This window comes from Gordonia aichiensis (assembly GCF_039946255.1).
GTDB classification, from domain to species: domain Bacteria; phylum Actinomycetota; class Actinomycetes; order Mycobacteriales; family Mycobacteriaceae; genus Gordonia; species Gordonia aichiensis_A.
Map to the genome: position 1 here is coordinate 197,693 of NZ_JBCDWL010000004.1, position 25,089 is coordinate 222,781.

The 25,089-nt window shown below is 69.1% G+C and carries 26 protein-coding genes, 1 tRNA gene and 1 pseudogene; 9 read left to right on the top strand and 19 right to left on the bottom strand.

The window, feature by feature from the left end; all coding sequences use genetic code 11:
* Positions 1-3: 3 nt before the first annotated feature.
* From AAFO60_RS07325 to AAFO60_RS07340, 4 genes are all read left to right on the top strand, one after another.
* Positions 4-912, top strand: coding sequence for a LysR substrate-binding domain-containing protein (locus tag AAFO60_RS07325; RefSeq protein ID WP_347955508.1), 909 nt, complete (start codon positions 4-6; stop codon positions 910-912).
* Positions 909-1,556: a class I SAM-dependent DNA methyltransferase gene (locus tag AAFO60_RS07330; RefSeq protein ID WP_347955509.1), complete on the top strand. Its 648-nt coding sequence runs from the start codon at positions 909-911 to the stop codon at positions 1,554-1,556. The genes AAFO60_RS07325 and AAFO60_RS07330 overlap by 4 nt, the downstream gene beginning before the upstream one ends.
* Positions 1,553-3,154, top strand: a complete 1,602-nt coding sequence (locus AAFO60_RS07335) for an FUSC family protein (RefSeq protein ID WP_347955510.1) — start codon at positions 1,553-1,555, stop codon at positions 3,152-3,154. The genes AAFO60_RS07330 and AAFO60_RS07335 overlap by 4 nt, the downstream gene beginning before the upstream one ends.
* A 375-nt stretch (positions 3,155-3,529) precedes the next feature.
* Positions 3,530-4,687, top strand: a complete 1,158-nt coding sequence (locus AAFO60_RS07340; protein ID WP_432211698.1) for an IS30 family transposase — start codon at positions 3,530-3,532, stop codon at positions 4,685-4,687.
* A gap of 295 nt (positions 4,688-4,982) precedes the next feature.
* Here the strand turns inward: AAFO60_RS07340 and AAFO60_RS07345 are convergent, their stop codons facing one another.
* The 5 genes and pseudogenes from AAFO60_RS07345 to AAFO60_RS07365 all read right to left on the bottom strand — a co-directional run bounded on the left by AAFO60_RS07345 (position 4,983) and on the right by AAFO60_RS07365 (position 8,362).
* Positions 4,983-5,885, bottom strand: a complete 903-nt coding sequence (locus AAFO60_RS07345; RefSeq protein ID WP_347955511.1) for a D-isomer specific 2-hydroxyacid dehydrogenase family protein — start codon at positions 5,883-5,885, stop codon at positions 4,983-4,985.
* Positions 5,886-5,961: 76 nt separating this feature from the next.
* On the bottom strand, positions 5,962-6,717 hold the full coding sequence (locus AAFO60_RS07350; RefSeq protein WP_347955512.1) for a LysR family substrate-binding domain-containing protein: 756 nt from the start codon (positions 6,715-6,717) through the stop codon (positions 5,962-5,964).
* Between the two features lie 9 nt (positions 6,718-6,726).
* Positions 6,727-7,275, bottom strand: a complete 549-nt coding sequence (locus AAFO60_RS07355) for a TIGR03086 family metal-binding protein (RefSeq protein ID WP_432211699.1) — start codon at positions 7,273-7,275, stop codon at positions 6,727-6,729.
* A gap of 6 nt (positions 7,276-7,281) precedes the next feature.
* Positions 7,282-7,911: pseudogene (locus AAFO60_RS07360) on the bottom strand (cysteine hydrolase family protein); the annotation flags it as partial.
* 34 nt (positions 7,912-7,945) lie between these two features.
* On the bottom strand, positions 7,946-8,362 hold the full coding sequence (locus tag AAFO60_RS07365; protein ID WP_347955513.1) for a PaaI family thioesterase: 417 nt from the start codon (positions 8,360-8,362) through the stop codon (positions 7,946-7,948).
* 106 nt (positions 8,363-8,468) lie between these two features.
* On the opposite strand from AAFO60_RS07365, the gene AAFO60_RS07370 reads away from it, so the two are divergent.
* Positions 8,469-8,942, top strand: a complete 474-nt coding sequence (locus AAFO60_RS07370) for a winged helix-turn-helix transcriptional regulator (protein ID WP_347955514.1) — start codon at positions 8,469-8,471, stop codon at positions 8,940-8,942.
* 18 nt (positions 8,943-8,960) lie between these two features.
* On the opposite strand, the gene AAFO60_RS07375 is transcribed toward AAFO60_RS07370, so the two are convergent.
* Together AAFO60_RS07375 and AAFO60_RS07380 are read right to left on the bottom strand one after the other, a co-directional pair.
* Positions 8,961-10,079, bottom strand: coding sequence for a CaiB/BaiF CoA transferase family protein (locus AAFO60_RS07375; protein ID WP_347955515.1), 1,119 nt, complete (start codon positions 10,077-10,079; stop codon positions 8,961-8,963).
* On the bottom strand, positions 10,076-11,263 hold the full coding sequence (locus AAFO60_RS07380) for an acyl-CoA dehydrogenase family protein (RefSeq protein WP_347955516.1): 1,188 nt from the start codon (positions 11,261-11,263) through the stop codon (positions 10,076-10,078). Before AAFO60_RS07380 ends, AAFO60_RS07375 begins: the two co-directional genes overlap by 4 nt.
* 191 nt (positions 11,264-11,454) lie before the next feature.
* On the opposite strand from AAFO60_RS07380, the gene AAFO60_RS07385 reads away from it, so the two are divergent.
* Positions 11,455-12,534, top strand: a complete 1,080-nt coding sequence (locus AAFO60_RS07385) for a LacI family DNA-binding transcriptional regulator (RefSeq protein ID WP_347955517.1) — start codon at positions 11,455-11,457, stop codon at positions 12,532-12,534.
* A 32-nt stretch (positions 12,535-12,566) separates the two neighbouring features.
* Positions 12,567-13,571 carry a LacI family DNA-binding transcriptional regulator gene (locus AAFO60_RS07390; RefSeq protein WP_347955518.1) on the top strand — a complete coding sequence of 335 codons (1,005 nt, stop codon included), beginning with the start codon at positions 12,567-12,569 and terminating at the stop codon, positions 13,569-13,571.
* A gap of 56 nt (positions 13,572-13,627) precedes the next feature.
* Here AAFO60_RS07390 and AAFO60_RS07395 read toward each other — a convergent pair whose 3' ends face one another.
* The 10 genes from AAFO60_RS07395 to AAFO60_RS07440 all read right to left on the bottom strand — a co-directional run bounded on the left by AAFO60_RS07395 (position 13,628) and on the right by AAFO60_RS07440 (position 22,171).
* Complete coding sequence (locus AAFO60_RS07395; protein WP_347955519.1) at positions 13,628-14,374, bottom strand: SDR family NAD(P)-dependent oxidoreductase; 747 nt, start codon at positions 14,372-14,374, stop codon at positions 13,628-13,630.
* Between the two features lie 23 nt (positions 14,375-14,397).
* Positions 14,398-15,195 (bottom strand): SDR family NAD(P)-dependent oxidoreductase, encoded by a 798-nt coding sequence (locus AAFO60_RS07400; protein WP_347955520.1) that lies wholly within the window; start codon positions 15,193-15,195, stop codon positions 14,398-14,400.
* A gap of 34 nt (positions 15,196-15,229) precedes the next feature.
* Positions 15,230-16,591, bottom strand: coding sequence for an MFS transporter (locus AAFO60_RS07405; protein WP_347955521.1), 1,362 nt, complete (start codon positions 16,589-16,591; stop codon positions 15,230-15,232).
* Positions 16,592-16,704: 113 nt separating this feature from the next.
* Positions 16,705-17,730, bottom strand: a complete 1,026-nt coding sequence (locus tag AAFO60_RS07410; RefSeq protein ID WP_347955522.1) for an asparaginase — start codon at positions 17,728-17,730, stop codon at positions 16,705-16,707.
* 85 nt (positions 17,731-17,815) lie between these two features.
* On the bottom strand, positions 17,816-18,751 hold the full coding sequence (locus tag AAFO60_RS07415; RefSeq protein ID WP_347955523.1) for a CobW family GTP-binding protein: 936 nt from the start codon (positions 18,749-18,751) through the stop codon (positions 17,816-17,818).
* On the bottom strand, positions 18,748-19,056 hold the full coding sequence (locus AAFO60_RS07420; protein WP_347955524.1) for a hypothetical protein: 309 nt from the start codon (positions 19,054-19,056) through the stop codon (positions 18,748-18,750). Before AAFO60_RS07420 ends, AAFO60_RS07415 begins: the two co-directional genes overlap by 4 nt.
* A 25-nt stretch (positions 19,057-19,081) precedes the next feature.
* Positions 19,082-19,984, bottom strand: a complete 903-nt coding sequence (locus AAFO60_RS07425) for a polysaccharide deacetylase family protein (protein ID WP_347955525.1) — start codon at positions 19,982-19,984, stop codon at positions 19,082-19,084.
* Between the two features lie 174 nt (positions 19,985-20,158).
* Positions 20,159-20,494: a hypothetical protein gene (locus AAFO60_RS07430; RefSeq protein ID WP_347955526.1), complete on the bottom strand. Its 336-nt coding sequence runs from the start codon at positions 20,492-20,494 to the stop codon at positions 20,159-20,161.
* 66 nt (positions 20,495-20,560) lie between these two features.
* Positions 20,561-21,238: a hypothetical protein gene (locus AAFO60_RS07435; protein WP_347955527.1), complete on the bottom strand. Its 678-nt coding sequence runs from the start codon at positions 21,236-21,238 to the stop codon at positions 20,561-20,563.
* 45 nt (positions 21,239-21,283) lie between these two features.
* Entirely contained in the window at positions 21,284-22,171 is an 888-nt protein-coding gene (locus tag AAFO60_RS07440; protein WP_347955528.1) for a LysR family transcriptional regulator, read from the bottom strand.
* Between the two features lie 92 nt (positions 22,172-22,263).
* Here AAFO60_RS07440 and AAFO60_RS07445 point away from each other — a divergent pair, with 92 nt between their 5' ends.
* Both AAFO60_RS07445 and AAFO60_RS07450 read left to right on the top strand, forming a co-directional pair.
* Entirely contained in the window at positions 22,264-23,274 is a 1,011-nt protein-coding gene (locus tag AAFO60_RS07445) for a bile acid:sodium symporter family protein (RefSeq protein WP_347955529.1), read from the top strand.
* Positions 23,275-23,484: 210 nt separating this feature from the next.
* On the top strand, positions 23,485-23,946 hold the full coding sequence (locus AAFO60_RS07450) for a prevent-host-death protein (RefSeq protein WP_347955530.1): 462 nt from the start codon (positions 23,485-23,487) through the stop codon (positions 23,944-23,946).
* A gap of 292 nt (positions 23,947-24,238) precedes the next feature.
* On the opposite strand, the gene AAFO60_RS07455 is transcribed toward AAFO60_RS07450, so the two are convergent.
* Both AAFO60_RS07455 and AAFO60_RS07460 read right to left on the bottom strand, forming a co-directional pair.
* Complete coding sequence (locus AAFO60_RS07455; RefSeq protein ID WP_347955531.1) at positions 24,239-24,874, bottom strand: hypothetical protein; 636 nt, start codon at positions 24,872-24,874, stop codon at positions 24,239-24,241.
* A 111-nt stretch (positions 24,875-24,985) separates the two neighbouring features.
* Positions 24,986-25,071 (bottom strand) — tRNA-Ser (locus tag AAFO60_RS07460).
* Between the last annotated feature and the right edge of the window lie 18 nt (positions 25,072-25,089).

Below are 25,089 nucleotides of genomic sequence, written 5' to 3' on the forward strand. Positions count from 1 at the left end.
GCCGTGGACCTGCGATCACTCGACCTGGGAGCGTTGGAACTGCTCGTCGGCGTCGACGACCACGGCAGCCTCAGCGCGGCGGCGCGCGCGCTCGGCATCGCTCAGCCGAACGCCTCGCGGTCCATCAGCAGACTCGAACGCCAACTCGGCGTGCGGCTGCTCGACCGCGTGGTCACCGGCTCGCGTCTGACCACCGACGGCACCGTCCTCGTGCACTGGGCGCGCCGCACCCTCGAGGACGCTCGCGCCCTGCTCGACGTCGCCGCCGGACTGCACGGCGAGACGGCGGCCGAGGTGACCGTCGACGCCTCGATGACCGTCGCCGAACACCTGATGCCGCTGTGGCTGGGAGCCTTCCGCGCCGCACACCCCGAGACGACCGTGCATCTGCGGGTCCGCAACTCGACCGCCGTGTTCGACGCGGTGTCGTCGGGGGCCTGCGACGTCGGCTTCGTCGAGACGCCTGCGGTCCCGCGGGGCCTGCACAGCACCGTCGTCGCCCGCGACCGGCTGGTGGTGATCGTCCCGCCGGACCACAAGTGGGCCCGGCGCCGCAGCCCCCTCACCAGCGGCGATCTCGCGGCGACGCCGCTGTTGGTCCGCGAACCCGGCTCCGGCACCCGCACCACACTGGAGTTGGCGCTGTCGGAGTACCGGGTGGCCGCGCCGATCCTGGAGCTGGGCAGCAGCGCCGCCATCCGGACCGCGGTGGCCGGCGGCGTCGGACCGGCCGTGCTGAGCACCCTGGCCGTGCACGAGTCCACGCGGCGGGGCGAGGTCCGCGTGGTCGAGGTCGACGGCCTCGACCTGTCGCGGGAACTGCGCGCGGTGTGGCGTCCCCCACGAACCCTCCACGGACCCGCCGCAGAACTGGTGCGGATCGCGCGCCGGTCGACACAATCGATGGGATGACAGGAGAAACCGTGACCGGACCGACCGCTGTCCCCGAACAGCCCGGCTACGACGCACTCGCCGACGAGTACGCGCGGCGGTTCCCCTCCCCCTTCCTGACCGGCTTGGAACGCCGAGCGATCGACGCCTTCATCGATCTCGTGCGTGGTTCGACGCTCGCGCCGACGGTGGTGGACGTGGGCTGCGGAACCGGTGGCGTCGCCGCCCATCTGGCCGAACGCGGGCTCACCGTGCGGGGCGTGGACCCCAGTGCCCGCATGCTGGCGATCGCGCAGACCGCCCACCCCGATCTCAACCTGACGGTCGGCGACGCCCGTCTGGACGGAGTCGATCTCGCGAGCGTCGACGGCGTCGTCGCCCGACACAGTCTCATTCATCTGGCACCGACGCGGGTGCGCGAGGTCCTGGACGACTGGGCACGTCGGCTGCCGGTCGGCGCGGTGCTGCTCGTTTCGGCGCAGTCGTCCGACGAGAGCGGCGTTCACGAGTTCGACCACGCCGTCGCCCGGGCGTGGCGCTGGCATCCCGACGCCCTCGCCGACGCGGCCGCGGCCGCCGGTTTCATCGAGCTGTGGCGGACGGTCAGCCGCCCGGACGCCGATCATCGGTTCCCCGACGTCCACCTCGCGGCCCGGCGCGCATGAACTCGGATCCGCTCGTGCCGCCGGGACGTCCGTCCGTGCGCGCCCTGCTGTGGACGCGACCGTCGGTCCGCGGACGGTGGGCGCCGGCGACTCGAGCCGGCCTGGCGTTCATGCTTCCCGCGATGATCCTGCTCGGCTGCGGCCTGGAACGGAACGCCATCCTGGTGGCGTTGGGTTCGTTCGCCGTCCTGTTCGGCGAGCGCAGGCCGTACCGGATCCGCTGGAAGGCGATCGTGACGGCCGGGCTCCTTCTCGTCGCCACCTCGGCGTCGTTCGGCGCGCTCGGCGCCTGGGCCGGACCGGCCGACTCGATCCCCCGCGAGTCGGTGACCGTGCTCGCGCTCGCCGCGCTGACCGCGGTCTCAGTCTTCGGCGTCAACGCGCTGCGGCTGGGCCCGCCGGGACCGTTCTTCCTGATCATGGTGGGCGGGGTCGCGGTGATCGCCGCCCGGCACGGCACGTCGATCGGCCTGCTGGTTCTGGCCACCGCGGCGGGTGCGGTGTCGTCGCTGCTGGTCAGCATGGCTCCGGCGCTCTGGCGCCCGCACGGCCCGGAGATGGCGGCCACCGAGGCCGCCCTGGCCGAGAGCGAACGGTTCCTGGCAGCCAACCGGGAACCCTCGCGCAGGCACGGCGTCGCGTCGTCGACGCTCAACGCGTGGTCGGTGCTGCACGACGCCGCGCAGACCGACGGCGAACTGGCGCACAGGCTGTGGCAGACGCACCATCGCGTCCACGGGGTGGAGACCGGGCCGACGATGACCGCACCGCTGCCCCGGCCGGCCGTCGCCTACCGCCTGCGGTCGGCGGCGCGACCGGACTCGCACGCCACCGTGACCGCCGCGCGCGCGGCCACCACAGCGCTGATCGCCGGAGCGATCTCGGTGTTCGCGGGGTTGGGTCGGCCGGATTGGGCGATCATGGGCGCGGTGCTGATCCTGCAGCTGGGGCCCGACCGGGTGCGGGGTTCGGTCCGCGGCCTCCACCGGGTGCTCGGCACCCTGATCGGGTTGGCGATCTTCGCCGTCCTCCACACCCTGGACCTGCACACGGCCGCGCTGATCGTCTGCCTCGCCGTGTTGAACGTGATGATCGAGCTGACGGTGACCACCAACTATGCGCTCGCCGTCACCTTCATCACGCCGCTCGCGCTGCTGATGGGGGCGCCGTCGCAGCCCTTGGCCGATCAGATGCTGTCGCGGACGCTGGAGACCCTGCTGGGCGTCGGCCTGGCGATCGCCGCGGCATGGCTGCTGTTTCCGCATGTGCATCGCCGCACCCTGCGGTCGGCCGACGAGGCCGCCCGATCCGCCTGCTCCGGCCTGCTGAACCTGGCGGCCGCGAATCCGCCGATGTCCCCACTCATGCGGATCGCCCGCCGCGACCTGCAGTGGCAGCTGCTCGAGTCGGAGATGGCCGCCACCGACAGCGCCAACGACGAACCGTCCTGGTCGCGCGAGTACTGGCCATCGCACGCCGCGGTCCGCGCGGTCGGCTACGCCACGCTGTCGGCGTGCTGGCAGACTCCGGCCGAGGAACTGATCCCGGCCTCGGTGCGCGAGGAGTTGGCCGCGCGCGCCGCCAGGCTCGTCGAGTAGCCCGAGGCACCGCCCCAGGCTGGTCGAGTAGCCCGCGAACGAAGAGGCGGTCTCAATCGGTCGTTGCAACACCTTCACCAGGGAAGGTGTATCGAGATGGGTCGAGAAGATCGGCGGTGTGAGGTCGTTCGGTTGTATGGGGTGGGGGTCCCGGTGCCGGAGATCGCGGAGATGGTCGGGCTCGTGAGTGCGGTGCGGGTGTACGAGATTCTCGGTGAGGCTGGGCATGCCGCGGGCGTGCGGTACGGGCCGCGGCCGAGGGTCGATGATGCGGTGGTGATCGCAGCGTTCGGGGCGCACGGCACGATCAAGCAGGCCGCGGCCGCGGTCGGGATCTCGCAGGAGAAGGCTCGCAAGATCCTCGTTGCGGCTGGTCTGGTGTCGGCGGCGCCGCGCCGGTATCGGCGGGCTCGGCGGTTGGTCCGGGCACCGTGGGGCCGGAACCAGGCCGGGGTCCCGGCGGTAGATAGTGCTGTGTCACAGCAGATTTCGGCGATCAAGGCGACTATGAGTAAGCAGGTGAGCTCATGCACTCTGCCGGCGGGAAGCCGGTTCCTGACCTTGTCTGATCGTCTCCGAATCAGCGATCTCCGCGGTCGTGGCTGGTCGATGGCTGATATCGCCACGGCGATCGGGAAGAACAAGTCGACCGTGAGCCGCGAGCTCAGCAACAACTGCGTCGACGGGGAGTACCTGCCGCACGTGGCCGATGAGTTGGCAGCTCGCAAACGTCGTCGCCCTCGGCTGGGGAAGCTGCATTCGCAGGTCAATCAGCGGTTGCATGATTTCGTGACCGCGATGCTCGCGGATCGGTTCTCGCCGCAGCAGATCGCCGGGCGGCTGCTGCGGGAGTTCCCCGATGATGAGAGCATGCACATCAGTCACGAGGCGATCTATCAGTCCCTGTTCATCCAGGGCCGCGGGAACCTGAAAGTCGAGGTCAAGCAGGCACTACGGACCGGGCGTGCGCATCGCCAGATCCCGGGCCAGCGGCACAAGCAGGACCGTTTCACCAACCCGATGGTGATGATCGCTGATCGCCCGGCCGAGGTCGCTGATCGGGCGATCCCGGGGCACTGGGAAGGTGACCTGATCTGTGGGACCGGCAACCGATCAGCCATCGGGACCCTCGTCGAACGTAGTACTCGTTTCGTGATGCTGCTGCACTTGCCCGACGGGCACACCGCCGACAGGGTCCGCGATGCGATCATCGCCGCTCTCGGGCACCTGCCCGAGCATCTGGCACGATCTCTGACCTGGGACCAAGGCTCGGAGATGGCACGGCACGCGGAGATCTCCGAAACCGTGCAGGTCTACTTCTGCGATCCCGCCAGCCCCTGGCAACGAGGAAGCAACGAGAACACCAACGGCCTGCTGCGTCAGTTCTTCCCCAAAGGCACCGACCTCAATGTCCACGACGTCAACGAACTCGCCCGCGTCGCGGACCTACTCAACCGACGCCCCCGCGCGACACTCGACTTCGCAACACCTGCAGAAATGTTCAACGAACTACTATCGAAATCAGCCAGCTAACACAGCACGTGTTGCAACCACCACTTGAGAACGCCGAGTGCGCAAGCGTATCGAGACACCGCCCAGGTCTCGATACGCGCCCTCCGCTACGCTCCGGTCGCTACTCGACCACCCTGATAACCGCCCCAGGTCCCGCTACTCGACCACCCTGGGAACCACCCCCAGGTCCCGCTACTCGACCACCCTGGGAACCACCCCCAGGTCCCGCTACTCGACCACCCTGATAACCGCCCCAGGCTTGTCGAGTAACCCGCGAACGAAGTGAGCGAGCGTATCGAGACGAACCCCCGACGCGTCAGTATCCGACGCCGGGCGTCACCGCGGCCAGCAACTCCTCGCCGGCTTCGAACCGGCGGATGTTCTCGGCGAGGAAGGGCGCCATCTCGCGGGTGAGGCCGGACGCCGGGTTCGCCACGTGCGGGGTGATGATCACGTTCGGCAGCGACCACAACGGATCGTCGAGGCTGGGCGGTTCCGGGTCGGTCACGTCGAGCGCCGCGCCGGCGATCACACCGTCGGAGAGTGCCCGATGCAGTGCGGCCTGGTCGATCAGCGGTCCGCGCGCGATGTTGACGATCCAGGTGTGCCGATGCAGTCGGCTCAACGTGTCGTCGTTGATCAGGTGCCGGGTCTGCGGGGTGTCGGGCGCCGCGAGCACGACGTGGTCGGTCTGCGCCCACACCTCATCGATTCGGCTCGACGGCAGCGTCACCTCGGCGCCGGGCACCTCGCGGCCGCTGCGGTTGACGGCGATCACCCGGGCACCGCACGCGACGAGCAGCGGGGTCAGCTCCACCCCGATCCCGCCCGCACCGATGATCGCCACGGTGGATCCGCGCAGGGTTCGCACCGCCGGATCGATCCGGTCCTTGGCCCAGTGGTCGAGGACCGCGGTGTTGATCTGCCGCAGGCCGGCCAGCAGCAGTGCCAGTGCGTGTTCGGCGACCCCCGCGGCGTAGAAGCCGGACGCATTGGTCCAGAGCCGGCGATCGTCGATCACGTCGGCGGCGACGAACTTCTCGATGCCGGCCGTCGCGAGCGCGACCCAGCGGATCGTGTCGGTGAGCTCGGGAAACCCGTCCGGGCCACCGATCCAGACCAGGGTGTCGGCATCGTCGAGCGCCACCACTTCACTGCCCGCACGACGCACCGCGTCGGCCAGATGCTCGTCTTGGATCGGTTCGATCGCGATCTTCACCACTGCCTCCTTCGGGTCACCGCACTCCACCGTAGACCGAGCCTGCGACAGCGGATTGCGGACCCGCGGACGCCCCCTACCGCCGACCGCGCCGCGCCGACTTCCCGTAGTTCCGCCCGGGGACCTTGCCCGCGGCCTCCCGGTTGGCGCGCTTGGCCGCGGCCTTCTCCTTGGCAGTCCGTTTGGGTTGCGGCTCCTGCCCGCGCGAGGAGTTGGCGCTGCGGCCTCGGACCAGACCGGCGAACTCGTCGGCCAGATCTGAGGTCGGAGCGCGCCACACGAGTCCCACGCGGCTGGTCGGGGCGCCGACCAGCGGCCGATAGACCAGGTCTCGGCGGTGATGCAGCCGCGCCAGCGACTGCGGGACCGCCAGCAGGCCCATGCCTGCGGCGACGAGTTCGATCGCATCCGACGTCGTCTCCGGCCGGTGCTGCAGGACGATCCCGGGCGGACAGGCCCAGTTCAGCGCATCGTCGAGCGGGACCAGGAAGTTCTCCTCGGCGACGTCGTCGGGGTGCAGTTCCTCGGCGGCGGTGAGGTAGTGGTCCTTCGGCACGACGACGACCGTGGTCTCCTCGTACAGGTCGATCACGTGGTGCGGGCCGGGATCGGCCAGGTCCAGGGCACGCGGGATCCGGGTGACGGCGGCGTCGACGGTCCCCTCAGCCAGCAGCCGGGCACTGTCGGCGACCTCGCACGGGACGGGGTCGAGCGGCACGTCCGGAAACCGCTGCCGCCATCTGCGGACCCACTTGCCGGGGGTCGCACCGGGCACGTAGGCGAGCCGGAAGCGGCGTTGATCGACGATCGGCTCGGCCGGCGGTGTGGTCACCGGTTCAGGTTATCCGGCCGGGCGGCCCGCGAGCGCGAGCAGCCGAGCGGCGGCGTCGGACTCGGGGCCGGTCGGCAGCGCGGGCCCGAAGAACCCGAGTCGGCGCAGGTCCTCGATGATCGGGGTACCGACGGCCAACAGGTGATCGAGGAGTTCGACAGGCGGATCCCACGGCAGCCCGAGAGCGTCGGCGAGGTCCTTGCTGTGCAGCGTCAGCTCCAGCAGGCGCAGTTGCATCAGCGCTTCGCCGGTGCGCTTGCCTGCCCGGTGATCGACGAGGACGGTGAGGTCGGACCGTTCGGCGACCTCGCGCAGTCGATGCTCCCGATCCCAGAAGCTGCGGGTCGGGTCGGCGCCGATGTAGTCGAGGTCGCGGGTGGCGGCCGTTTCGGCCGCGGAGCCGCCCTCGAGCAGGATCGTGTACCGCGCGGCGCCGCCGGCGACGTGGTCGACGAGCTGGCGCACGGTCCAGTCGCCGCATCCGCTGGGGCGCTCCAAGTCGTCGTCGGACACCTCGTCGAGCGCATCGGCCCACAGCGTCTCGGCGGCGCCGAGCAGTTCCTCGCCGGCGAGCGCCTCGACGACCTCTCCCGCGGTGCGGAGCCGGACCCCGATCAACTCCAGATCGGCCAGACGTTCGGGAGTGGTCTGCGAGGTGCCGTCGGTGATCACGACGGTGCGGTAGTCGAGCTCGGTCGCGTCGAACAGGGTCGCTCGCGGACAGTTCGGCAGATTGGTCCCCGCCACGATCACCGTGGTCACGTCGTGGTCGCCGAGCAGCGAGTCGAGCGGGGTGCGGAAGAACGCCGACCAGCGCGGCTTGTAGAGGACGAACTCGGCGTCGCCGACCTGCTGAACGGCGCCGAAACGCAGCGATTCCCAGTCCAGCTCGACCGGCCCGGGCAGCAGCTCGTCGGGGATCCGGGCACCCGGCGTTCCGGGCGCGACGGCGGCGTCGCCCGCCTCGACGGCGCCGCGGCGGACCAGATCGACGTCGCTCTCGCCGGGCTTGTACGAGCGGACCACGTGCACGATGGGACGACCGAGCCTGCGGAACTCCGCGGCGACCGCGGCGATCGAGGGCAGCACCTCCCGGGTGCCGGGGACGGCCGTCGGCCCGCCGACGAAGTCGTGCTGGACGTCGATGATCACCAACGCGGCGTTGGCCCAGTCGGGCACCAGGTAGTCGACCACGCCATCGATGGTCGCACAGGGAGGGCCCGGCGGGTCAGTCCCGCGACGGCAGCGGAAGGTTCTGCAGCCGCAGTTGGCCGCGGGCGAGGTCCTTTCCGGTGGCCTCGTCGGTGATCTGGATGAGCCAGAGCTGTTGGGTGCGACCCTGGATGATCGGTTCGGCGGTCACCGCGGCCCGACATCCGGTGGACGCGCGCAGGAAGTCGGTGGAGTTGTTGAGGCCGACGGCGAACTGGCCGCGGTCGGCGACGGCCAGGCTCCCGCCGATGCTGCCCGCGCTCTCCACCAGCGTCGCGTAGACGCCGCCGTGCACCACACCGAACGGGGTGTGATGGCGCTGGTCGAGATCGACGTATCCCTCGACGCGACTGCCCGAGGCCTCCGTCACGACCAGGCCGGAGGCCTGCATGAACTCACTGGTGGTGTCGGGGATTGCGGCGGTTTCGGTCATGACGGCCTCCTGGTTCCGCAGCGCCCGGCCGGACGCTGACTTCTAATAAGAAAGCTAGATCGAATCGATGCTGACTGTCAATACCGAAGCCAGATAGGATCGAGGCATGGACTGGCTCGCCTACGACACCGACAACTGCTCGGTGCAGCGCACCCTCGACGTCATCGGCGACCGGTGGAGCGCCCTGGTGCTCCGCGAGGTCTTCAACGGCGTCCGCCGGTTCGACCAGATCAAGGACCACACCGGCGTCTCCGACTCCGTGCTGTCCGACCGACTGCGCAGGCTCGTCGACAAGGGCGTGATCGAGGCCCGCGAATATCAAGAGCCCGGTCGACGTCGGCGAAAGGAGTACCGACTGACCGCAGCCGGACTCGACCTGCAGCCCGTCTTCATCGCGATGCTCCGCTGGGGCGACAAGCACGGCGACGACGGCTCCGGGCCGCTCGTCGACGTCGTCCACCGCGGCTGCGGCGCCCCGGTGCGGGCCGCCGTCGTCTGCGCGGAAGGCCACGAGGTGCCTCAGCGCGACGTCCGCGCCGTACCGGGAGTCGGCGCGGTGAAGCGGCCCCCAACCGGATAAGGCTGGACGGCCCCGCGGCTACTCCTCCCCCAGCTCCGGCGGCGCGGTCCGGTAGGCGGCCGGCGTGGCCGAGAGCCGGATCGGGTTCGCGACCGTGCGCACCGCCTGCTCGCGGCGCGGATCGTCGATCTCGGCGATCGGTGCCAGTCCCAGCCGGTCGGCCAGGGCGAAGGCCTCGCCGATGTCGTTGATCGGCCCGCACGGGACGCCGACGGCGGTGAGCCGCTTGAACCAGCCGTCGGCGGTGTCGGCGGCCAGCAGGGCGGTCAGTTCGTCGATCAGCTCGCCGCGGTGCGCGACGCGGTCGGCGTTGGTGGCGAAGCGCGCGTCGTCGGCCAGCTGCGCCGCACCGAGCGCGCGGGCCAGCGAACCGAACTGGCGGTCGTTGCCGACGGCGAGGATCATCGGCCGGTCGGCGGTCGGGAACGGCTGATACGGCGCAATGCTCGGGTGGGCGTTGCCCATGGCGTGCGGCACCACGCCGGCGCCCACGTACCCCGAGGCCTGGTTGACCAGCGCCGACAGCAGCGACGACAGCAGGTTCACCTCGACGCGCTGCCCCTGTCCGGTCCGGTCGCGGTGCCGCAGCGCCGACAGGATCCCGACCGCCGCGTGCAGGCCGGTGATGACGTCGACCAGCGCGACGCCGACCTTCGTCGGCTCCTGCGGCGACGACCCGGTGATGCTCATCAGGCCGCCGACGGCCTGCACGAGGAGGTCGTAACCGGGCAGGTCGTTGTGGCCGCCGAAGCCGGTGATCGAGCAGTAGACGACGCCGGGGTTGGTCGCGGCGACGGCGTCGTAGCCCAGACCCAGGCGGTCCATCGCGCCGGGCAGGAAGTTCTCGACCACCACGTCGGCGCGGGCGGCGAGATCGCGCGCGGCCGCCAGATCGTCGGCGTCGCGCAGGTCCAACGCCACCGACTTCTTGTTTCGGTTGGCGGACTGGAAATACGTGGCCTGACCGTCGGCGTACGGCGGGCCCCACGAACGGGTGTCGTCGCCGGCGCCGGGCCGTTCGATCTTGACGACCTCGGCACCCAGATCGGCCAGCAGCATGGTGGCGTACGGCCCCGCGAGCACTCGACCGAAGTCGGCGATCACGAGGCCGTCGAGCGCACCGGGAGCGTCGGTCACCGGAAAGCCGACGCGCCGGTCAGGGCACGTCCGATCTGCAGCTGGTGGACCTCGGAGGTGCCCTCGTAAGTGAGGACCGATTCGAGGTTGTTGGCGTGCCGGATGACCGGGTACTCCAGGGTGATGCCGTTCGCGGCCAGGATGGTGCGGCATTCGCGCGCGATCTTGATGGCCTCGCGGCAGTTGTTGAGCTTGCCCAGGCTCACCTGCGCGGGCTCCACCTCGCCGGCGTCCTTGAGTCGGCCGAGCTGGTAGGCCAGCAGATGTCCCTTGCCGACCTCGAGCGCCATGTCGGCGAGCTTGGCCTGGGTGAGCTGGTAGGCGGCCAGCGGCTTGTCGAAGACCAGGCGGCTCGACGCGTAGTCGACAGCGGTCTCCAAGCAGTCGCGGGCGGCGCCGATGGCACCGAAGATGATGCCGAAGCGGGCCTCGTTGAGGCAGCTCAGCGGGCCGCGCAGCCCGGCGGCCTTCGGCAGCATCGCCGATTCGGGCAGACGCACGTCCTGCAGGACCAGCTCGGAGGTGACCGAGGCGCGCAGCGACATCTTGTTCTTGATCTCCGGCGCCGAGAATCCGGGGGTGTCGGTGGGGACGACGAAGCCGCGGATGCCGCGCGAGCCCTCTTCCAGATCGGTGTTGGCCCAGACGACGGCGACGTCGGCCACCGAGCCGTTGGTGATCCACATCTTGGCGCCGTTGAGGACCCAGTCGCCGCCGTCGCGGACGGCGCGGGTGCGCATGCCGCCCGGGTCGGAGCCGAAGTCGGGCTCGGTGAGGCCGAAGCAGCCGATCGCATCGCCCGCGGCCATCCGCGGCAGCCACTCCTGCTTCTGCTCCTCGCTGCCCCAGTGGTGGATGGCGAACATCGCCAGCGACCCCTGGACCGACACCAGCGAGCGGATGCCCGAGTCGATCGCCTCCAGTTCCAGGCAGGCCAGACCGTAGGTCACGGCGCTCATCCCGGCACAGCCGTAGCCGTCCAGGTGCATGCCGAGGACGCCGAGTCCGCCCAGCTCCTTGGCCAGCTCGCGCGCCGGGATGCGGGCCTCCTCGAACCAGCCGGCGACGTGGGGGCGGATCTTGTCCTCACCGAACTTGCGGACGGTGTCGCGGATCTGTCGCTCCTCGTCGGACAGGAGCGAGTCGAGGGCGAAGAGTTCGGTGACGGTGCGGGTGTCGGCCATGGGAGTCCTTGTCTGTCTCGGGGGTCACGTTCTCACCGATGCATGCAATGCATTGCGCAATCGATTGCATCGTGATGAAGTGAGAGTAGACACGATCACCGGAGCGAGTCAATCCCCTGCCTGATCCTCGTGATCGCGACGATAAGGTGGCATCGAAGACACCCATATCCGACCGCAGAAGGAGTTCGACCGTGCCCGGAGCAGATCCGCGCCGCACTTCACGTCGTCGCGCCCCCACCCTGCGCGAGGTCGCCGATCGTGCCGGCGTGCACATCTCCACCGTCTCCCGGGTCCTCCGCGAAGCCGAACCCCCCGATGGCTGGTCGCCGACGGCGTTGCGCGTGCGGGAGGTGGCCGACGAGCTCGGTTACGCCCCCAACCCCTGGGCGGCGAGCCTGCGTACTCGACGCACCGACACGATCGGGGTGGTGATGCCCCGACTGACCGACACCGTCATCGCCACGATGTTCGAGGGCATCGAGGACGCAGCCACGCAAGCGGGGTACTCGGTTCTGCTGGCGAGTCCGCCGGACACGTTGGAAGCTCAGAAACGGTCCATCGAGTTCTTGCGCAGCAGGCAGGTCGACGGCCTGTTGTTGACCAGTCTGCACCGAGACGCCGACGAGTTCCTCGACCCGTTGCGGCTGCAGAACACGCACGTCCTGCTTCTGAACCGCCACGCTGACAGCCGGATCCCCGCGATCACCGGTGACGACCACTCGGGTGGACGACTGGCGGCCGAGCATCTGGTGGGCCTCGGACACCGCCGGATCGGCGTCATCGCCGGCCCCGCCCACGCCACCACCGGCGCGGATCGGGTGGCCGGGTTCATGGAAGTCCTCGAAGAGGCGGGCGTGCCGATTCCGAGCGAGCGGATCGTAGAATCCGGTTTCGAAGTGGACGGGGGGCTGACCGCAGCGCATGCGCTGCTCGACGGTCCGAACCGTGTCACGGCGATCTTCTCCGTGAACGACACGGCCGCCATCGGGGTGCTCGGCGTCGCTCGCGATCTGGGGCTTCGAGTCCCCGACGACGTCTCGCTGGTCGGGTACAATGACATCCCCGTCGTCGCTCAGCTGCCCGTCGCCCTGACGACGGTCCGCAGCCCCTCGCGAGAGGTCGGGAGCACCGCGGTGCGCCGCCTGATCGAGCTCATCGACGGCAAGGCCGTCGTGTCCGAGAAGTTGCCCGTCGAGCTGGTAGTTCGGGACTCGACCGCCGCGCCGAGATCCGCCGCGCACGCCTCACCTGCAGTGGAGCACCGGCCGTGACAGAGGCCCGGCGAAACCATCGACCGCCGACGATGAAGGAGATCGCCGAGCGTGCCGGCGTGCACATGTCGACGGTCTCGAGGGTGCTGCGTCAGAGCGAACCGGTCGACGGGTGGTCACAGACCGCCCTGCGGGTTCGCGCAGTGGCCGACGAACTCGGTTATCGCCCCAACCTGTGGGCTGCGAGCCTGCGGACCCGGCGCACCACCACGCTCGGCGCGGTGATGCCGCGCCTGACCGACGGGGTGGTTGCGACCATCTATCAGGGGGTCGAGCAGGAGGCCCGCGAATCCGGCTACTCGCTGCTGCTCAGCAGCCCGCCGGACGAACCCGATGAACAGCGTGCCGCAATCGAACTGCTGGCCGGTCGACAGGTGGACGGCATCCTGCTCAGCAGCCTGCACAGTCCTGCCGCCGACTTCGTCTCGGACCTCGGACTGTCGGTTCCCATGGTCGCGGTCAACAGGCACGCCGACTCCGGTCTGCCCTTCGCGGCCGGGGACGACCATCGCGGCGGACTGCTGGCCGGGCGGCATCTGCTCGCATGCGGCTATCGTCGACCAGCCGTCATCGGTGGACCGCGGCATGCCACCACCGGACACGATCGACTGGCGGGATTCCTCGAGGCGATGACCGAAGCGGGCGTGACCCTGCCCGCTCACCATGTGACGCACGCAGCCTTCGACGTCCCCGGCGGAGTTGCTGCGGCCCGCCTTCTCCTGGACGGCCCCGACCGGCCCGACGCGATCTTTGCGGTCAGCGACTCCATCGCCATCGGGGTGCTCGGCGTCGCCCGCGATCTCGGGCTGTCGATTCCCGAGGAGCTGGGCGTGGTCGGCTACAACGACATCCCCTTCGCGTCCCAACTGCCGGTGCCGCTGACGACCGTGGTGACGCCGGCCCACGCGATCGGCGCCGCCGGCGTCAGACTCCTGCTCCGCCGCATCGAGAAGCCCGACGCGATCCCGGACGACATCGTGCTGCCGGTCGAGCTCCGGGCCCGCGGCTCGACCACCGCCCGCTCAGCCGCCGGGTGAGCGCAGATCGTCGACCGGTCCCGCTGTCCCGGGCCGGTCGACGATCGCGAGACGACTCACGGCATCACATCGCCGGAGTTGGGCCCCAGCACCTGCCCGACATAGAGGTTGCCGCCCGGATCGGAGGCGAGCAGCACCGCCGTGGGTGCGACCTCCCGCACCGTGCCGAACCGGCCGAGCGGCAGCTCGGCCTGCTTGGCATCACGCCACTGCTCGGTGATGCCGGCGAGAAGCGGGGTCTCGATCGGACCGGGTGCGATGGCGTTGACGAGGACGCCGTTCGGCGCGAGTTCGCGCGCCAGTGCCTTCGTGAGGCCGATGACGCCCGCCTTCGCGGCGCTGTAGTGGACCAGGCCCTCCCCGCCCTTGATCCCCAATTGGCTCGCGATGTTGATGATCCGACCCGAGTTCTGCGCCACCATGTACGGGGCCGCCCAGCGGCAGCACAGGAAGACACTGGTCAGATCCACCGAGATCATCTGATCCCAGAGTGCCGGATCCATCTCCACCAGCGGAGCCTCGGTCAGCAGACCTGCGCCGTTGACCAGGACGTCGATGCGCCCGAAGTCCGCGACGCAACCGTCGATCATCTCCTTGGTGCCGTGCGGGTCGGTGACGTCGACGGCGACGGTCTTGACACGCACGCCGTGCGCCTCGCAACGCTCCCGGACCGGCTCCATCGAATCGCCGTTGAGGTCGGCCAGCACCAGGTCGGCTCCGGCCTCCGCGTAGGCCTCGGCAATACCTGCGCCGATCCCGCCGCCCGCGCCGGTGACGAGTGCGACCTTGCCTTTCAATACCATCTCTACTCCTTCACAACTGCCGTCTAGTCGGGCCAGCGGACGGTGAGCCCGCCATCGACGATCACCTGCTGCCCGGTGAGGTACACCGAATCGTCTGAGGTGAGGAATCGGATCACCCGGGCCACATCGTCGGCCCGACCGACGCGACCGGCGGGAATCCCGGCGGCGGCGGCCGCGAGCCCGTCCGGGCCGAGTGAGTTCACCGCGTCGAGCGACTGCGGAGTCTCGATCAGTCCCGGGATGACGGCGTTGACGCGGATGCCGCGCGGCGCGAGCTCGGTCGCAAGCGACCTGCACAGGCCGGCCTGACCCGATTTGGCTGCTGCGTAGTGCGCGTGCTCGTCCCAGCCGTAGACGCCGCCGGCGATCGAGGAGATCGCGACCATGGCGCCGCCGTCGGCCATCCGGGCCGCTGCGGCGCGGAACAAGCGCACGACGCCGGTCAGATCGACGTCGAGCATGTCGGCCCATGCCTCGTCGTTCATCTCCGGCAACGGATTGCGCCGCAGGATTCCGGCCGCGGCGACCGCGATGTCGAGTCGACCGAACTCCTCGAGCGCCGTCTGGGCCAACGCATCGACCTGCTCGGTGCTGCGGACGTCGACGGCCACCGGAACGCACCGGCGTCCCTGTTCGGCGACCGCGTCGACGGTCTCGGTGACATCGTGCGGATCGCCCGGGTAGTAACCGACCACGGTGTCGGCGCCCGCCCTGGCGTAGGCGACGGCCAGGGCACGACCGATGCCGCTGGCGCCACCGGTGATCACGGCGACTCTCCCGACGAGTCCGTCGTCTCGGGTCGGTTGGTGCAGGTCGGTCATCTGAAGGCTCCTATCGATGGTCGTTGCCGAGCGGTCACTGCGCTGTGGTCCGGGCGCCCAGCATGAGCAGTCCGGAGATGAAGATGCCCAATGCGCCGGCGACGAATGCGGCGGCGGTGGCATGCAGGCCTGCGCTCATCACGGCGGTCAGAACGGCGCTGCCTGCGATGGCGCCCAACGGCCCCATGACGTGGGCGGTGTTGGAGCCCACGCCGCGAACGCGGGCGGGGAACGACTCGCCCATGTAGAAGACCATCGCCGCGTAGGGTCCCAGCAGGAAGAACAGGCCGATCGCGTACATGGTGATCACGTAGCCGGCCGACGACGGACCGAACAGCATGGCGGTCATTGCGAGTCCGCCCAGGGTCCAGCCGATGACGATGGTGTTGCGGCGCCCGATCCGGTCGCCGAGCCAGCCGTGGAACAGGTAGCCGAGGAAGCCGGCCACGTTCGCCAGGATCAGGATGACGAGGGCGTTGGAGAAGGAGACGCCCTTGCCGTCGGTGAGGATGGTGGTGCCCAGCACCGAGAACACCTGGATGCCCATCCAGTTCAGGAGCCAGGCGCCCGACAGGCAGAAGGTGTGGCGACGCAGGTCCGGCTCGAACAGCTGGCGGAATCCGGACTCGTGGTCGCGACTGACGTCGAGGTCGTAGAGGTCGGCGAGCTCATTGGCTTCCTCGTTCCGTCCGTCGGCGCGCAGTTCCCGACTGCGACGCAGTGCGGTGAACGACGGCGACTCGAACAGGCGACGCCCCAGGAACACGATGGCGATGGCCGGGAAGGTGGCGATCAGGAACACGAATCGCCAACTGACGATCGGGAGGAGGACCGCGGCGAAGGCCGAGGCCAGCAATGCGCCCACCGGCCAACCGCTCTGCACGAGGCTGTACTTGAAGCCGCGCTGCTTGCCCTTGCCGTACATCTCATTGAGGTAGACGCCGTTGACCACCTCTTCCGAGTAGCCCAGACCCGACAGCGACCGAACACCGATCAGGGAGAGCGCACCGACCACGCCTGCGGTGAGGCCGGAGGCCAACGCGGCGCCCGCGGTGGTGACGATCAGGGCCGGCTTGCGCCCGTACCTGTCGAGCAAGGGGCCCACGGCCAGGGAGACGACGAAGGTGCCCGCCGTGACCCAGGTCGCGATGGCCGTCGAGTACGACGCCGACCAGCCGAACTCGTCGGCGATCTTCGGCAGCAGGGTGCCGAAGAGGACGAAGTCGTACACCGAGAAGACCCAGGCCAGGAAGCAGACGATCGACGTGGTGCGGATGACCCGGGGGCTGATGTTCGGCGGCCCCTGGAACAGGAGCTCGTCGGACGGGCGCCCGTGACGCGACCAGACGCGGTCGATGTCGGGGGGTGTCGGGGTGAGTGGTTCAGCAGCGGGCATCGGGGGTTCCTTCTGGGCGGGCCCGGTTGTTCGGGCGTGGCGGGCGTGCGGTCGATCGGGAGGATCGACCGGACGGGGAGGTTCTGAGGTTCGGTGGTTCGGAGAGCGTCAGGTCAGCCGCGGACGGGACCTGTGGTGGAGCCGACGACGGCAAAGCTCGCGGCTATCGCATCGCGGTCCTGTTCGGTGGCGAGGCAGAGCGACAGCAGCAGCCGGGATTTGAGTCCGTCGAGTGCGCCTGCCCTGATCAAGCCCATGTCGAGGAGTTCGATCTCCGATCCGCGGAAGCGGTAAGTGTCGCTGAGCACCTCGCCCGCCCCGGTTCGTGATGCCAGGATGACGGGCATGTCGGCTGCCAGCGATGCGATCGCAGGCAATGCGGACTCCGGGAGGTGACCGCCGCCGAAGGCTTCGATCACCACGCCGCGGTAACCGAGACCGGCGAGCGCACCGAGGATGCGCCCGTCGTCGCCCAGTCCCATCCGGACGAGGGCGACGGGCGGCTGTTCAGCCGATTCCGGATGTCGGATCAGATGCCGAAAGGTCGGACGCAGGGCGACGACGGGGCGGCCCTCGGCGATCCAGCCGATCGGCCCGAGTCCCGGCGACACGAAGGTCGCGGGGCTGGAGGTGTGCGATTTGTGGACGTAGCGGGCGGCATGGATCTCATCGCCCAGGCAGACGGTGACGCCGACGCCCACCGCCTGCTCCGAAGCCGCCAGTTGCACCGCCGCCAGGAGGTTCGCGGGTCCGTCCGAACCGGGCAGTGACGGATTGCGCATGGCGCCGGTGAACACGATCGGTCGATCGCCCTCCCAAAGCAGATCCATGACGAAGGCGGTCTCTTCGATCGTGTCCGTGCCCTGGGTGACGACCACGCCGGTCGTGCCCGCCGCCACCACGTCGGCGATCGCCTCGCGCAGACGCAGCACGTCGCCCACCGTGATCTCGGGTGAGGGTTTGAGCAGGAACTGATGTGCCCGCACATCGGCGACGGCGTCGAGCCCGTCGACCGAGTCGGCGATGTCGGCTGCCGTCAGCGTTGGTATCGCACCGGCGCCGTCGCCGCGGACACTCGCGATGGTGCCGCCGAGCGCGAAGTAGTCGATACGGGGCGCGGTGGGCCGCTGTGCAGTCACGATGATCTTTCTGTTGACGCCCGGGGCTGAGCCCTCGGGGTAGTGGTTGGAGAACGGTGGCGCCGACACGTGCCGGCGAGATGTTTCAGAGGTCGGCCGAAAGCGCCCGCCGGTGCGCGTCCCAGGACCTCGCCACCGTGTCGGGGTCGAGCCCACGGGTGACGAAGAGCAGCCCGAGCTCCCCCTCGTCCACGCGGCCGGCCAGTCGTGTCGGCACTCCGACGGTGCCGCGCGCAGCGTGCAGGATCAGTGCCCCGCGCGCGGTCTGTAGGAGGCCCTTCACTCGCAGGATCTGCTGCGGGTAGGCCACAGTCAGCGCTCCGAGCCACAGCGAGAGCACGGTCCAGTCGACGGTTCCCGGCACCGGGATCCACCCCAACCTCGGCGGCGCCAGGGTCGTCACGGCGGGCAGCTCCACCGCCGAGTCGAGGTCGATCGGCGGCACCGTCCGAGCCTCGCCGAACGCCGTGACCTGGAAGCGAGCTCCTGGGTTCACCGAGGCGACGGTCGCCAGCGCGGTTCCGAGAGCTTCGGGTCCGGCGAGGTCGGCCTTCGTCACGACGACGGTGTCGGCCTGCTCCACCTGAGCTCGCGCGAGCGGCTCGTGAACCAGGTCGGACACGCCGCGTTCGGCGTCGACGGTGATCACGACGTCGCCGATCACCACGTTCGATACCAGGATCGGGTCATGTTCGACGGCTTCCAGAATGCGGGCCGGGTCGGCCAGGCCGCTGGTCTCGAGCACAACGCGATGCGGCCCCGTTCCCAGGTGTCGGTCCTCGCAGAGTCTCCGGAGGAGGCCGACCAGCGCGTCGAGTCGATCGCAACAGGCGCATCCGCCCAACAGTGCGTGCACACCGGCGACCAGGTCCGGAGATCTGTCTCCGGTGTCGTTGACGATGATCGCCGCATTCGGATCGAGGTACGTCCGTTCCAGCAGCGTCGTCTTTCCGGAGCCGAGGAAGCCGCCGAGAATCGTCAACGGAAGCCGGGAGTCGCCGCGGTCGGGCACCGAGGTCACGACGGCGCCGCCTCACCGAGAAGCCGTGCGAGCAGGGCCTCGTCCAACGGATCGAACGGACGGCCCCGCAACAGGGCGACGGCGGGCCAGACGGCCGCGAGGTCGGCGACGACCCTGCTGCGACCGTCCGCGGCCCGCACCGTGTATCCGGTTCCCGCCAGGTCGGCGTCGACGCGGACGCCCGTGCCTGCCAACTGCTCCGACAGGACTCGGACCGATGCGGCCCGCGCACGCCGCCGAGCGCCGGGATCGTCCACGATTCCGGCGGCGCACCATTCCGGCGGCGGCACCGGTGTCCCGCACATCCCGCACATGTCGTCTCCGGGTCGCTCAGTAGTCGATCGGGCGCTCGGCACCGGCGAACGGGAAGCGGTTTCGGAAGTCCGTCGCCATCTCCTCCATCGTCGCCCAGCGAACGCCCTCGTGGCTGTTGATGTGCTCGATGAGGCGTTCGAGCATGAGAAGGACCTGCGGACGACCCGAGACGTCCGGGTGGATGGTGATCGGGAAGACTGCGTAGTCGAGCTCGCGGTAGACCCAGTCGAACTGGTCGCGCCAGAGGACTTCGATGTCGCGCGGGCTCACGAACCCATGCGAATTGGGCGAGGCCTTCATGAACATCATGGGCGGCAGGTCGTCGACGTACCAGTTGGCGCTGATCTCGACGAGGTCGATCTCGTTTCCGTGCACCATCGGCTTCATCCATTCCGCGGCGCTCTTGGAGTAGTCGATGGTCGTCCACGAGTCACCCGAGCGGGCATAGCACGGGACGAAGTCCTTGTAGCTCTGGCTGTGGTCGTACTGGAAGCCGTACTTGAGCAGCAGGTCGGGGGTGTTCGCCGACAGTTCCCACCACGGCGCGACGTAGCCGCGCGGAGCCTTGCCGCTCAGCTCGGTGACCAGCTCGACCGACCGCGCGAGCACGTCCTCCTCCTGCGCCGCGGTCATCGCGACGGGGTTCTCGTGGAGGTAGCCGTGGGCGCCGATCTCATGACCGTCGGCCACGATCATCGCGCACTCGTCGGGGAAGGTCTCGATGCTGTGCCCGGGAATGAACCAGCTGGCGTCGATCCCGTGGCGCTTGAACATCTTCAGGAGGCGCGGAACCCCGACCTGGCCGGCCCAGACGCCGCGTTGGATGTCCGACGGGGAGTCGCCGCCGCCGTATGAGCCGATCCACCCGGCGACGGCATCGATGTCGACGCCGAAGCTGACGATGATTTCCTTGGCCATGTTTACCTCGCACAGATCTGGAGCCCACCGAAAGGGTGCGACTACGAGTGAGAAAGAACGTTTGTGCAAACGTTCTTTCTCGACTGTATGTGATGGCAGTTACATCGGTCAAGTGGCGATTTGCAGATCACTCGATCGCCGCGTCGAAGCGGCGATGCCCTCTCCGGGCAGCAGTCACTGCCCGTACGTGTACCGGAGCCGAGCGAAGATCAGCTCGTTGACGCGCCTGCGGAGATGCCCGGTCAACGAGTCGTCAGGCAATGGTTCATCAGCGGTCAGCCGCCAGCGCAGGTCGGTCCCACCCCTGGCCGGGGTCAGGAAGAACTCGATCCGCGCGTCCGGGCGACGCGGCCACAGCGTCGCCCACATCACGCGGGCAGGCGGAACCGCGACGAGCACCGTCGGCGGCACCTCGTCAGCGAGCAAGTCCAGCCAAGGCCGAACGGGTTGGCGTCCAGGATCCACGAGATCGTCGAACACCGCGGGCGGCGGTGCGGGAAGGTTGCGCATGCGTTCACCGATGATCGGCATACCGCAGGCTGACCGAGCTCAGGTTCCAACGACCGCCGCCACGACTCAGTAGCAGAACCCGCATTCCCCCGACGTCGACAGCACCGTGAAACAGTTCGGGCACAGCTTGGGCTTGGGCTCCTCGGCCTTGGGCTTCGACTTCGGCTTGGCGGCCGCCTTCGGCTTCGCCGGTCCGTCGGCCTTGGCCGGCGACGCGGCCTTCGACTTGGTCGACGCGGGCGTCTTCGCCGTCTTGCGGGGAGCCGGGCGACGCGTGGAGCGCTTCTCGGCGACGCGGGGAGCCAGCGTCGGACGGGCACCGGCGGGGACCGCGGCGCCGAAGAACTGGTAGCACTGGAAGCGCGCCGTGGCCGCGTCCATCTCGACGTCGTCGGGTTCTGCTCGACCCACCGACTCGAGCACCCGCAGGTACGCATCGCCGACGCTCTGGTCGAGTCGGACGCACAGTGCGGCCAGCAGCGGTTCGTCGACGGCGCGAGCGCGGGTGACGGCCGTCAGCAGCTCGTCGATCCACAGTCGGACCGGACTGCCCGCGGTGATCCCGGTGTCGCGCTGCACCTGGAAGGCGAGTTCGGCCTGGGTGAGGAACGCTCCGTACGAGCGTGCCGTCTGGATCAGAATCGTGCGGGCGGCGGCCGCCCACGCTTCGAGGGCTTCATCGAAAGGGACCGGGAGTTCGTCGGCTTCCCGCCACGCGGGGATGCTCTTCTCATCAGACTGCACCCGAAAACGCTACGACCCCGCGCGCAGATAGTCGAATTCCTCAGGTCACAGACTCGCTCCTGGAGAGCCGGCGAAGGGTGGATGGTCGGCGCGCAGCGCGTCGATCAGCGCGCCGGTGGCAGCCGGGACGTGATTGCTCCGCGTCATCAGCACGAAGGTGATGGGCGGCAGGGCCGGCAGATCCGTGTCGAGTTCGGCCAGTCCGTCGGGGATCAACGACGCGGCGAAGGGCAGGATGCCGAGGCCGCCGAGCGCCGCGGCCCGCAGTCCGCTGAGACTGCCGGAGGTCGCGACCGTCCGATGCGCCCGCCCCACCGAGGTCAGCGCGTCGAGCGCCGCGTCGCGCGTCAGACTCGGCCGCGGGTACAGCACCAGCGGCACCGGGGCGCCGGCGGTCAGCGCGAAGTCCGGTTCCCCGATCCACACCTGGCGGTCGCGGAACAGCGGCCAGGACCGGAAGGGGTCGCCGCCGCTGGTGTCGTCGATGCGCATGGCGAGGACGGCGTCGAGCTCCCCGGTGCGCAGCAGTCGATGAAGGACGACGCTCAGCTCGACGGTGAACTCGAGGTCGATGTGCGGATGCACGGCGGTGAATCGGCGCAGGAAGTCGGGTAGCCGGGTCATCGCGAAGTCCTCCGAGACGCCGAAGCGGACGCGACCGCGCGGTCCGGTCTCGCCGAGCACCTCGACGGCCTCGTCGGCCAGATCGAGGATCCGCCGGGCGTAGCCGACGAAGACCTCGCCCGCCGCCGTGAGCCGGACCGTGTGCGTATCGCGCTCCAGCAGCGGCCGGCCGACCTGCGCCTCCAGCGCCCGCACATGCCTGCTGACCGCCGACTGGCTCAGTCCCAGACGACGCGCCGCCGTCGAGAACCCCAGTTGCCCGGCCACGGCGACGAAGGTCCGCAGGTGCACCGCGTCCAGATCCGCCATGCCCCGACGATAGACCGGTTATGCCGAATCGTGCATTCAGTGACTACTGAATCACTGTTTCCGAATCACCGTGACCCTGTGAGCATCGATCCATGCGCTTTCGACTGCCGAGCTTCCTGAGTCCCTTCCTGCTGTTGTTGATCGCGCTGCCGCTGGTGGCGACCGTCCTGCCGGCACGCGGCGGCGCCGCCGACGCCCTCGACCACCTCACCATCGTGGCGGTGTGCCTGCTGTTCTTCCTGCACGGCGCCAAGCTGACGCCGTCGGACGCCCGCGCGGGCTTCACCCGCTGGCAGTTCCAACTGGTCGTGCTGGCGTGCACCTTCGTCGTCTTCCCGTTGCTCGGCATCGCGATCACACTGTTGCCGACGTCGGTCCTGAGCCCGATGATGGCGACCGGCTTCCTGTTTCTGGCGGTGCTGCCGTCGACGGTGCAGTCGTCGATCGCGTTCACCTCCATCGCCCGCGGCAACGTGGCGCTCGCCGTCAGTTCGGCGTCGATCTCGAACGTCCTCGGCGTGGTCCTGACCCCGCTGCTGGCCGGGATGCTGCTGGGATCGTCGGTGCAGATCACCCCGCGATCGCTGCTGGGAATCGTCGGCGAGCTGGTGGTCCCGTTCGTGGCCGGCCAACTGTTGCACCGGCGGCTGCGCGGTTTCCTGTCCCGGCACCGGCGGCTGGTGTCGTTCGTCGATCAGGGCTCGGTGCTGCTGGTGGTGTACGCGGCGTTCAGCATCGGCGTCACCCAGGGGCTGTGGACCGCGGTCCCGCCGACCGAGCTGCTGGTCGTGATCGCCGTGTCGATCGTCTTGCTCGCGGTGGTCCTCGACCTGTTCTTCGGCCTCGGCCGCGTCATGCGACTGGCCCGCGAGGACGCGATCGTGCTGCTGTTCTGCGGCTCCAAGAAGAGCCAGGTTTCGGGGCTGCCGATGGCCACCCTGCTGTTCCCCGCCGCCCAGGTCGGCATGTACGTGCTGCCGCTGATGATCTTCCACATCATCCAGCTGATGGTGTGTGCGGTGTTGGCGAACCGATTCGCTCAGCAGGTGCCCGACGACGATGTCGCGGCCGAGGACGTGCGCGCGGTGCCCGCGAAGGCGTGACGTGCGCGCGGGAGCGCACGGTGTTTCAAGACGACCGATGTCCTGCTCTGTGCGGTTTCGGATTGATGGCTGCGCGGCTGATTGTGCCTGTCGGGTATGACAAGGCTGCCGAGCGGCGGCACGTCCGGGTTCCACATCACCGGCCGATCCAGGCCCTCGGCATCTGACTTCACCATGGACTTCCGAACACGTTCCGAATACGATTCACGCATGGCCACCGCACCGTTCCGCACCACCACGCGTCGATCCTCGGACTTGAGCAAGCACTCCGCCGAGGTGTTCGCCGAGGCGGAGGATCACCCGGTGACGGTGACTCGGCGCGACGGCGAGGACCTCGTGCTGATGTCCCGGCGTCACGTCGAGAGCCGGAACCGCATGCTGGAGTTCGCAGCACAGCTGATTGGCGTGGCAGTCGACGACAACGGCCCCCTCGCCGACCGGATGGCGAATGCATTCCCCTGGATGCTCGCGCTATCGGTGAAGGATCGGGAGACCTGCGCACAGGATCTCGTCGACGCCGCGCGGGCCTCGTTCTTCACCGACCAGCCACATCGCGTACTCGCCGAGCTGACATCTTGGCGCGAGACGGCGACCGCACTCGCCGCCGGCCTCGGCCAGGCCGATGTCGAATGGCTCGATGACGACGACGCTGCCACGGTCGGGCGTCCGTAGTCGTGGGGAAGCAAGACGAGACCGTCCTCGGCCAACGAAGAAGTCTGAGTACACGATCAAATTCGCATCGGCTGGCGCCAAGAAGGGATGGCGGGACCTTGCGGCGACGATTCGCGGCCCACTTGCCGACGCCTGGGACTTCCTCACCCGCACACCGACTCGAGAAACTCCGACGAATTACCCGCTCCGCGGCGATCTCGCACGAGTCACGAGGAACGGACAGACTCACGACCGCTGGCAGCACAAGCCGACGTCCAAGGGCGATGCCCGCATCTGGATTCTACGTGCAGGATCACACGGTGTTCCTGGAGCAGGTGCACACCAACCATCCGAACGAGACCAAGTAGTTCCTGGCCCGAGCCCTCGACACCGGCAGCGAAAAGCAAGAACCAGCACCTGCTATGACGGCAGAGTGCGGGTTCTTCGGGGTGCGCGGTGGAATCACGTCGGCGGCCTGCTCGATGTCCTGGGTACTGCCGGCACTGCCGATCAGCCACGCCACGATCGACACCGGGCGCCCCTCCACAGTCAGCGACGGCTGCGGCACCGTGAGCAGTGCTTGCACAGTCAGCGGGTGCAGGTCCTTCGCGATCAGCGGCAGCACCTTCTCGAGGTGAGGCACGCCGCCGGACTCGGTGAACTGGGCGGGCGGCAGTAGCCGGCTCCGGCCGGAATCGAAAGCCCACAGGGTGCCGTCGCCCAGTCGCTGACGGATCCGAGCGGTGCTGACTCCGAGCCGCCCGGCGGCGTCGGTGACCGAGAGGGAGCGCTGAACCAAGCTCTGCATGCGGAACTGGCGGTCGAGCCGCGCCGCCGTAGCGGCTGCCGGATCGGCGACGAACCCGGCCTCCTCGAGCACCGCGGCGATCGCCAGACGCTGCAGAATTACCCGGCGCAGGTCGTCGGACTTCCCGAGATTCAGCAGCATTGGGGCTCGGTCTCGATTGAGCGCGCGTCGTGGCCGGACAGTCACGTACGCGCTCGGGCCAACCCCTTCAGCCAGGGGTAGTCCGATCAGACAACTACCCCTGACCCGCTGCGGAGACGGAGGGATTTGAACCCCCGGTGGTATTTACCCACGCTCGCTTTCAAGGCGAGTGCATTCGGCCGCTCTGCCACGTCTCCCTGGCGACCCAGATTAGC

Bases quoted from the DNA above. Each gene is read 5' to 3' on its own strand.
- AAFO60_RS07330 (WP_347955509.1), top strand. From the start codon at position 909: ATGACAGGAGAAACCGTGACCGGACCGACCGCTGTCCCCGAACAGCCC.
- AAFO60_RS07335 (WP_347955510.1), top strand. From the start codon at position 1,553: ATGAACTCGGATCCGCTCGTGCCGCCGGGACGTCCGTCCGTGCGCGCC.
- AAFO60_RS07365 (WP_347955513.1), bottom strand. From the start codon at position 8,362: ATGACCGAAACCGCCGCAATCCCCGACACCACCAGTGAGTTCATGCAG.
- AAFO60_RS07370 (WP_347955514.1), top strand. From the start codon at position 8,469: ATGGACTGGCTCGCCTACGACACCGACAACTGCTCGGTGCAGCGCACC.
- AAFO60_RS07380 (WP_347955516.1), bottom strand. From the start codon at position 11,263: ATGGCCGACACCCGCACCGTCACCGAACTCTTCGCCCTCGACTCGCTC.
- AAFO60_RS07390 (WP_347955518.1), top strand. From the start codon at position 12,567: ATGAAGGAGATCGCCGAGCGTGCCGGCGTGCACATGTCGACGGTCTCG.
- AAFO60_RS07395 (WP_347955519.1), bottom strand. From the start codon at position 14,374: ATGGTATTGAAAGGCAAGGTCGCACTCGTCACCGGCGCGGGCGGCGGG.
- AAFO60_RS07400 (WP_347955520.1), bottom strand. From the start codon at position 15,195: ATGACCGACCTGCACCAACCGACCCGAGACGACGGACTCGTCGGGAGA.
- AAFO60_RS07405 (WP_347955521.1), bottom strand. From the start codon at position 16,591: ATGCCCGCTGCTGAACCACTCACCCCGACACCCCCCGACATCGACCGC.
- AAFO60_RS07420 (WP_347955524.1), bottom strand. From the start codon at position 19,056: ATGTGCGGGACACCGGTGCCGCCGCCGGAATGGTGCGCCGCCGGAATC.
- AAFO60_RS07425 (WP_347955525.1), bottom strand. From the start codon at position 19,984: ATGGCCAAGGAAATCATCGTCAGCTTCGGCGTCGACATCGATGCCGTC.
- AAFO60_RS07430 (WP_347955526.1), bottom strand. From the start codon at position 20,494: ATGCGCAACCTTCCCGCACCGCCGCCCGCGGTGTTCGACGATCTCGTG.
- AAFO60_RS07440 (WP_347955528.1), bottom strand. From the start codon at position 22,171: ATGGCGGATCTGGACGCGGTGCACCTGCGGACCTTCGTCGCCGTGGCC.
- AAFO60_RS07445 (WP_347955529.1), top strand. From the start codon at position 22,264: ATGCGCTTTCGACTGCCGAGCTTCCTGAGTCCCTTCCTGCTGTTGTTG.
- AAFO60_RS07450 (WP_347955530.1), top strand. From the start codon at position 23,485: ATGGCCACCGCACCGTTCCGCACCACCACGCGTCGATCCTCGGACTTG.
- AAFO60_RS07455 (WP_347955531.1), bottom strand. From the start codon at position 24,874: ATGCTGCTGAATCTCGGGAAGTCCGACGACCTGCGCCGGGTAATTCTG.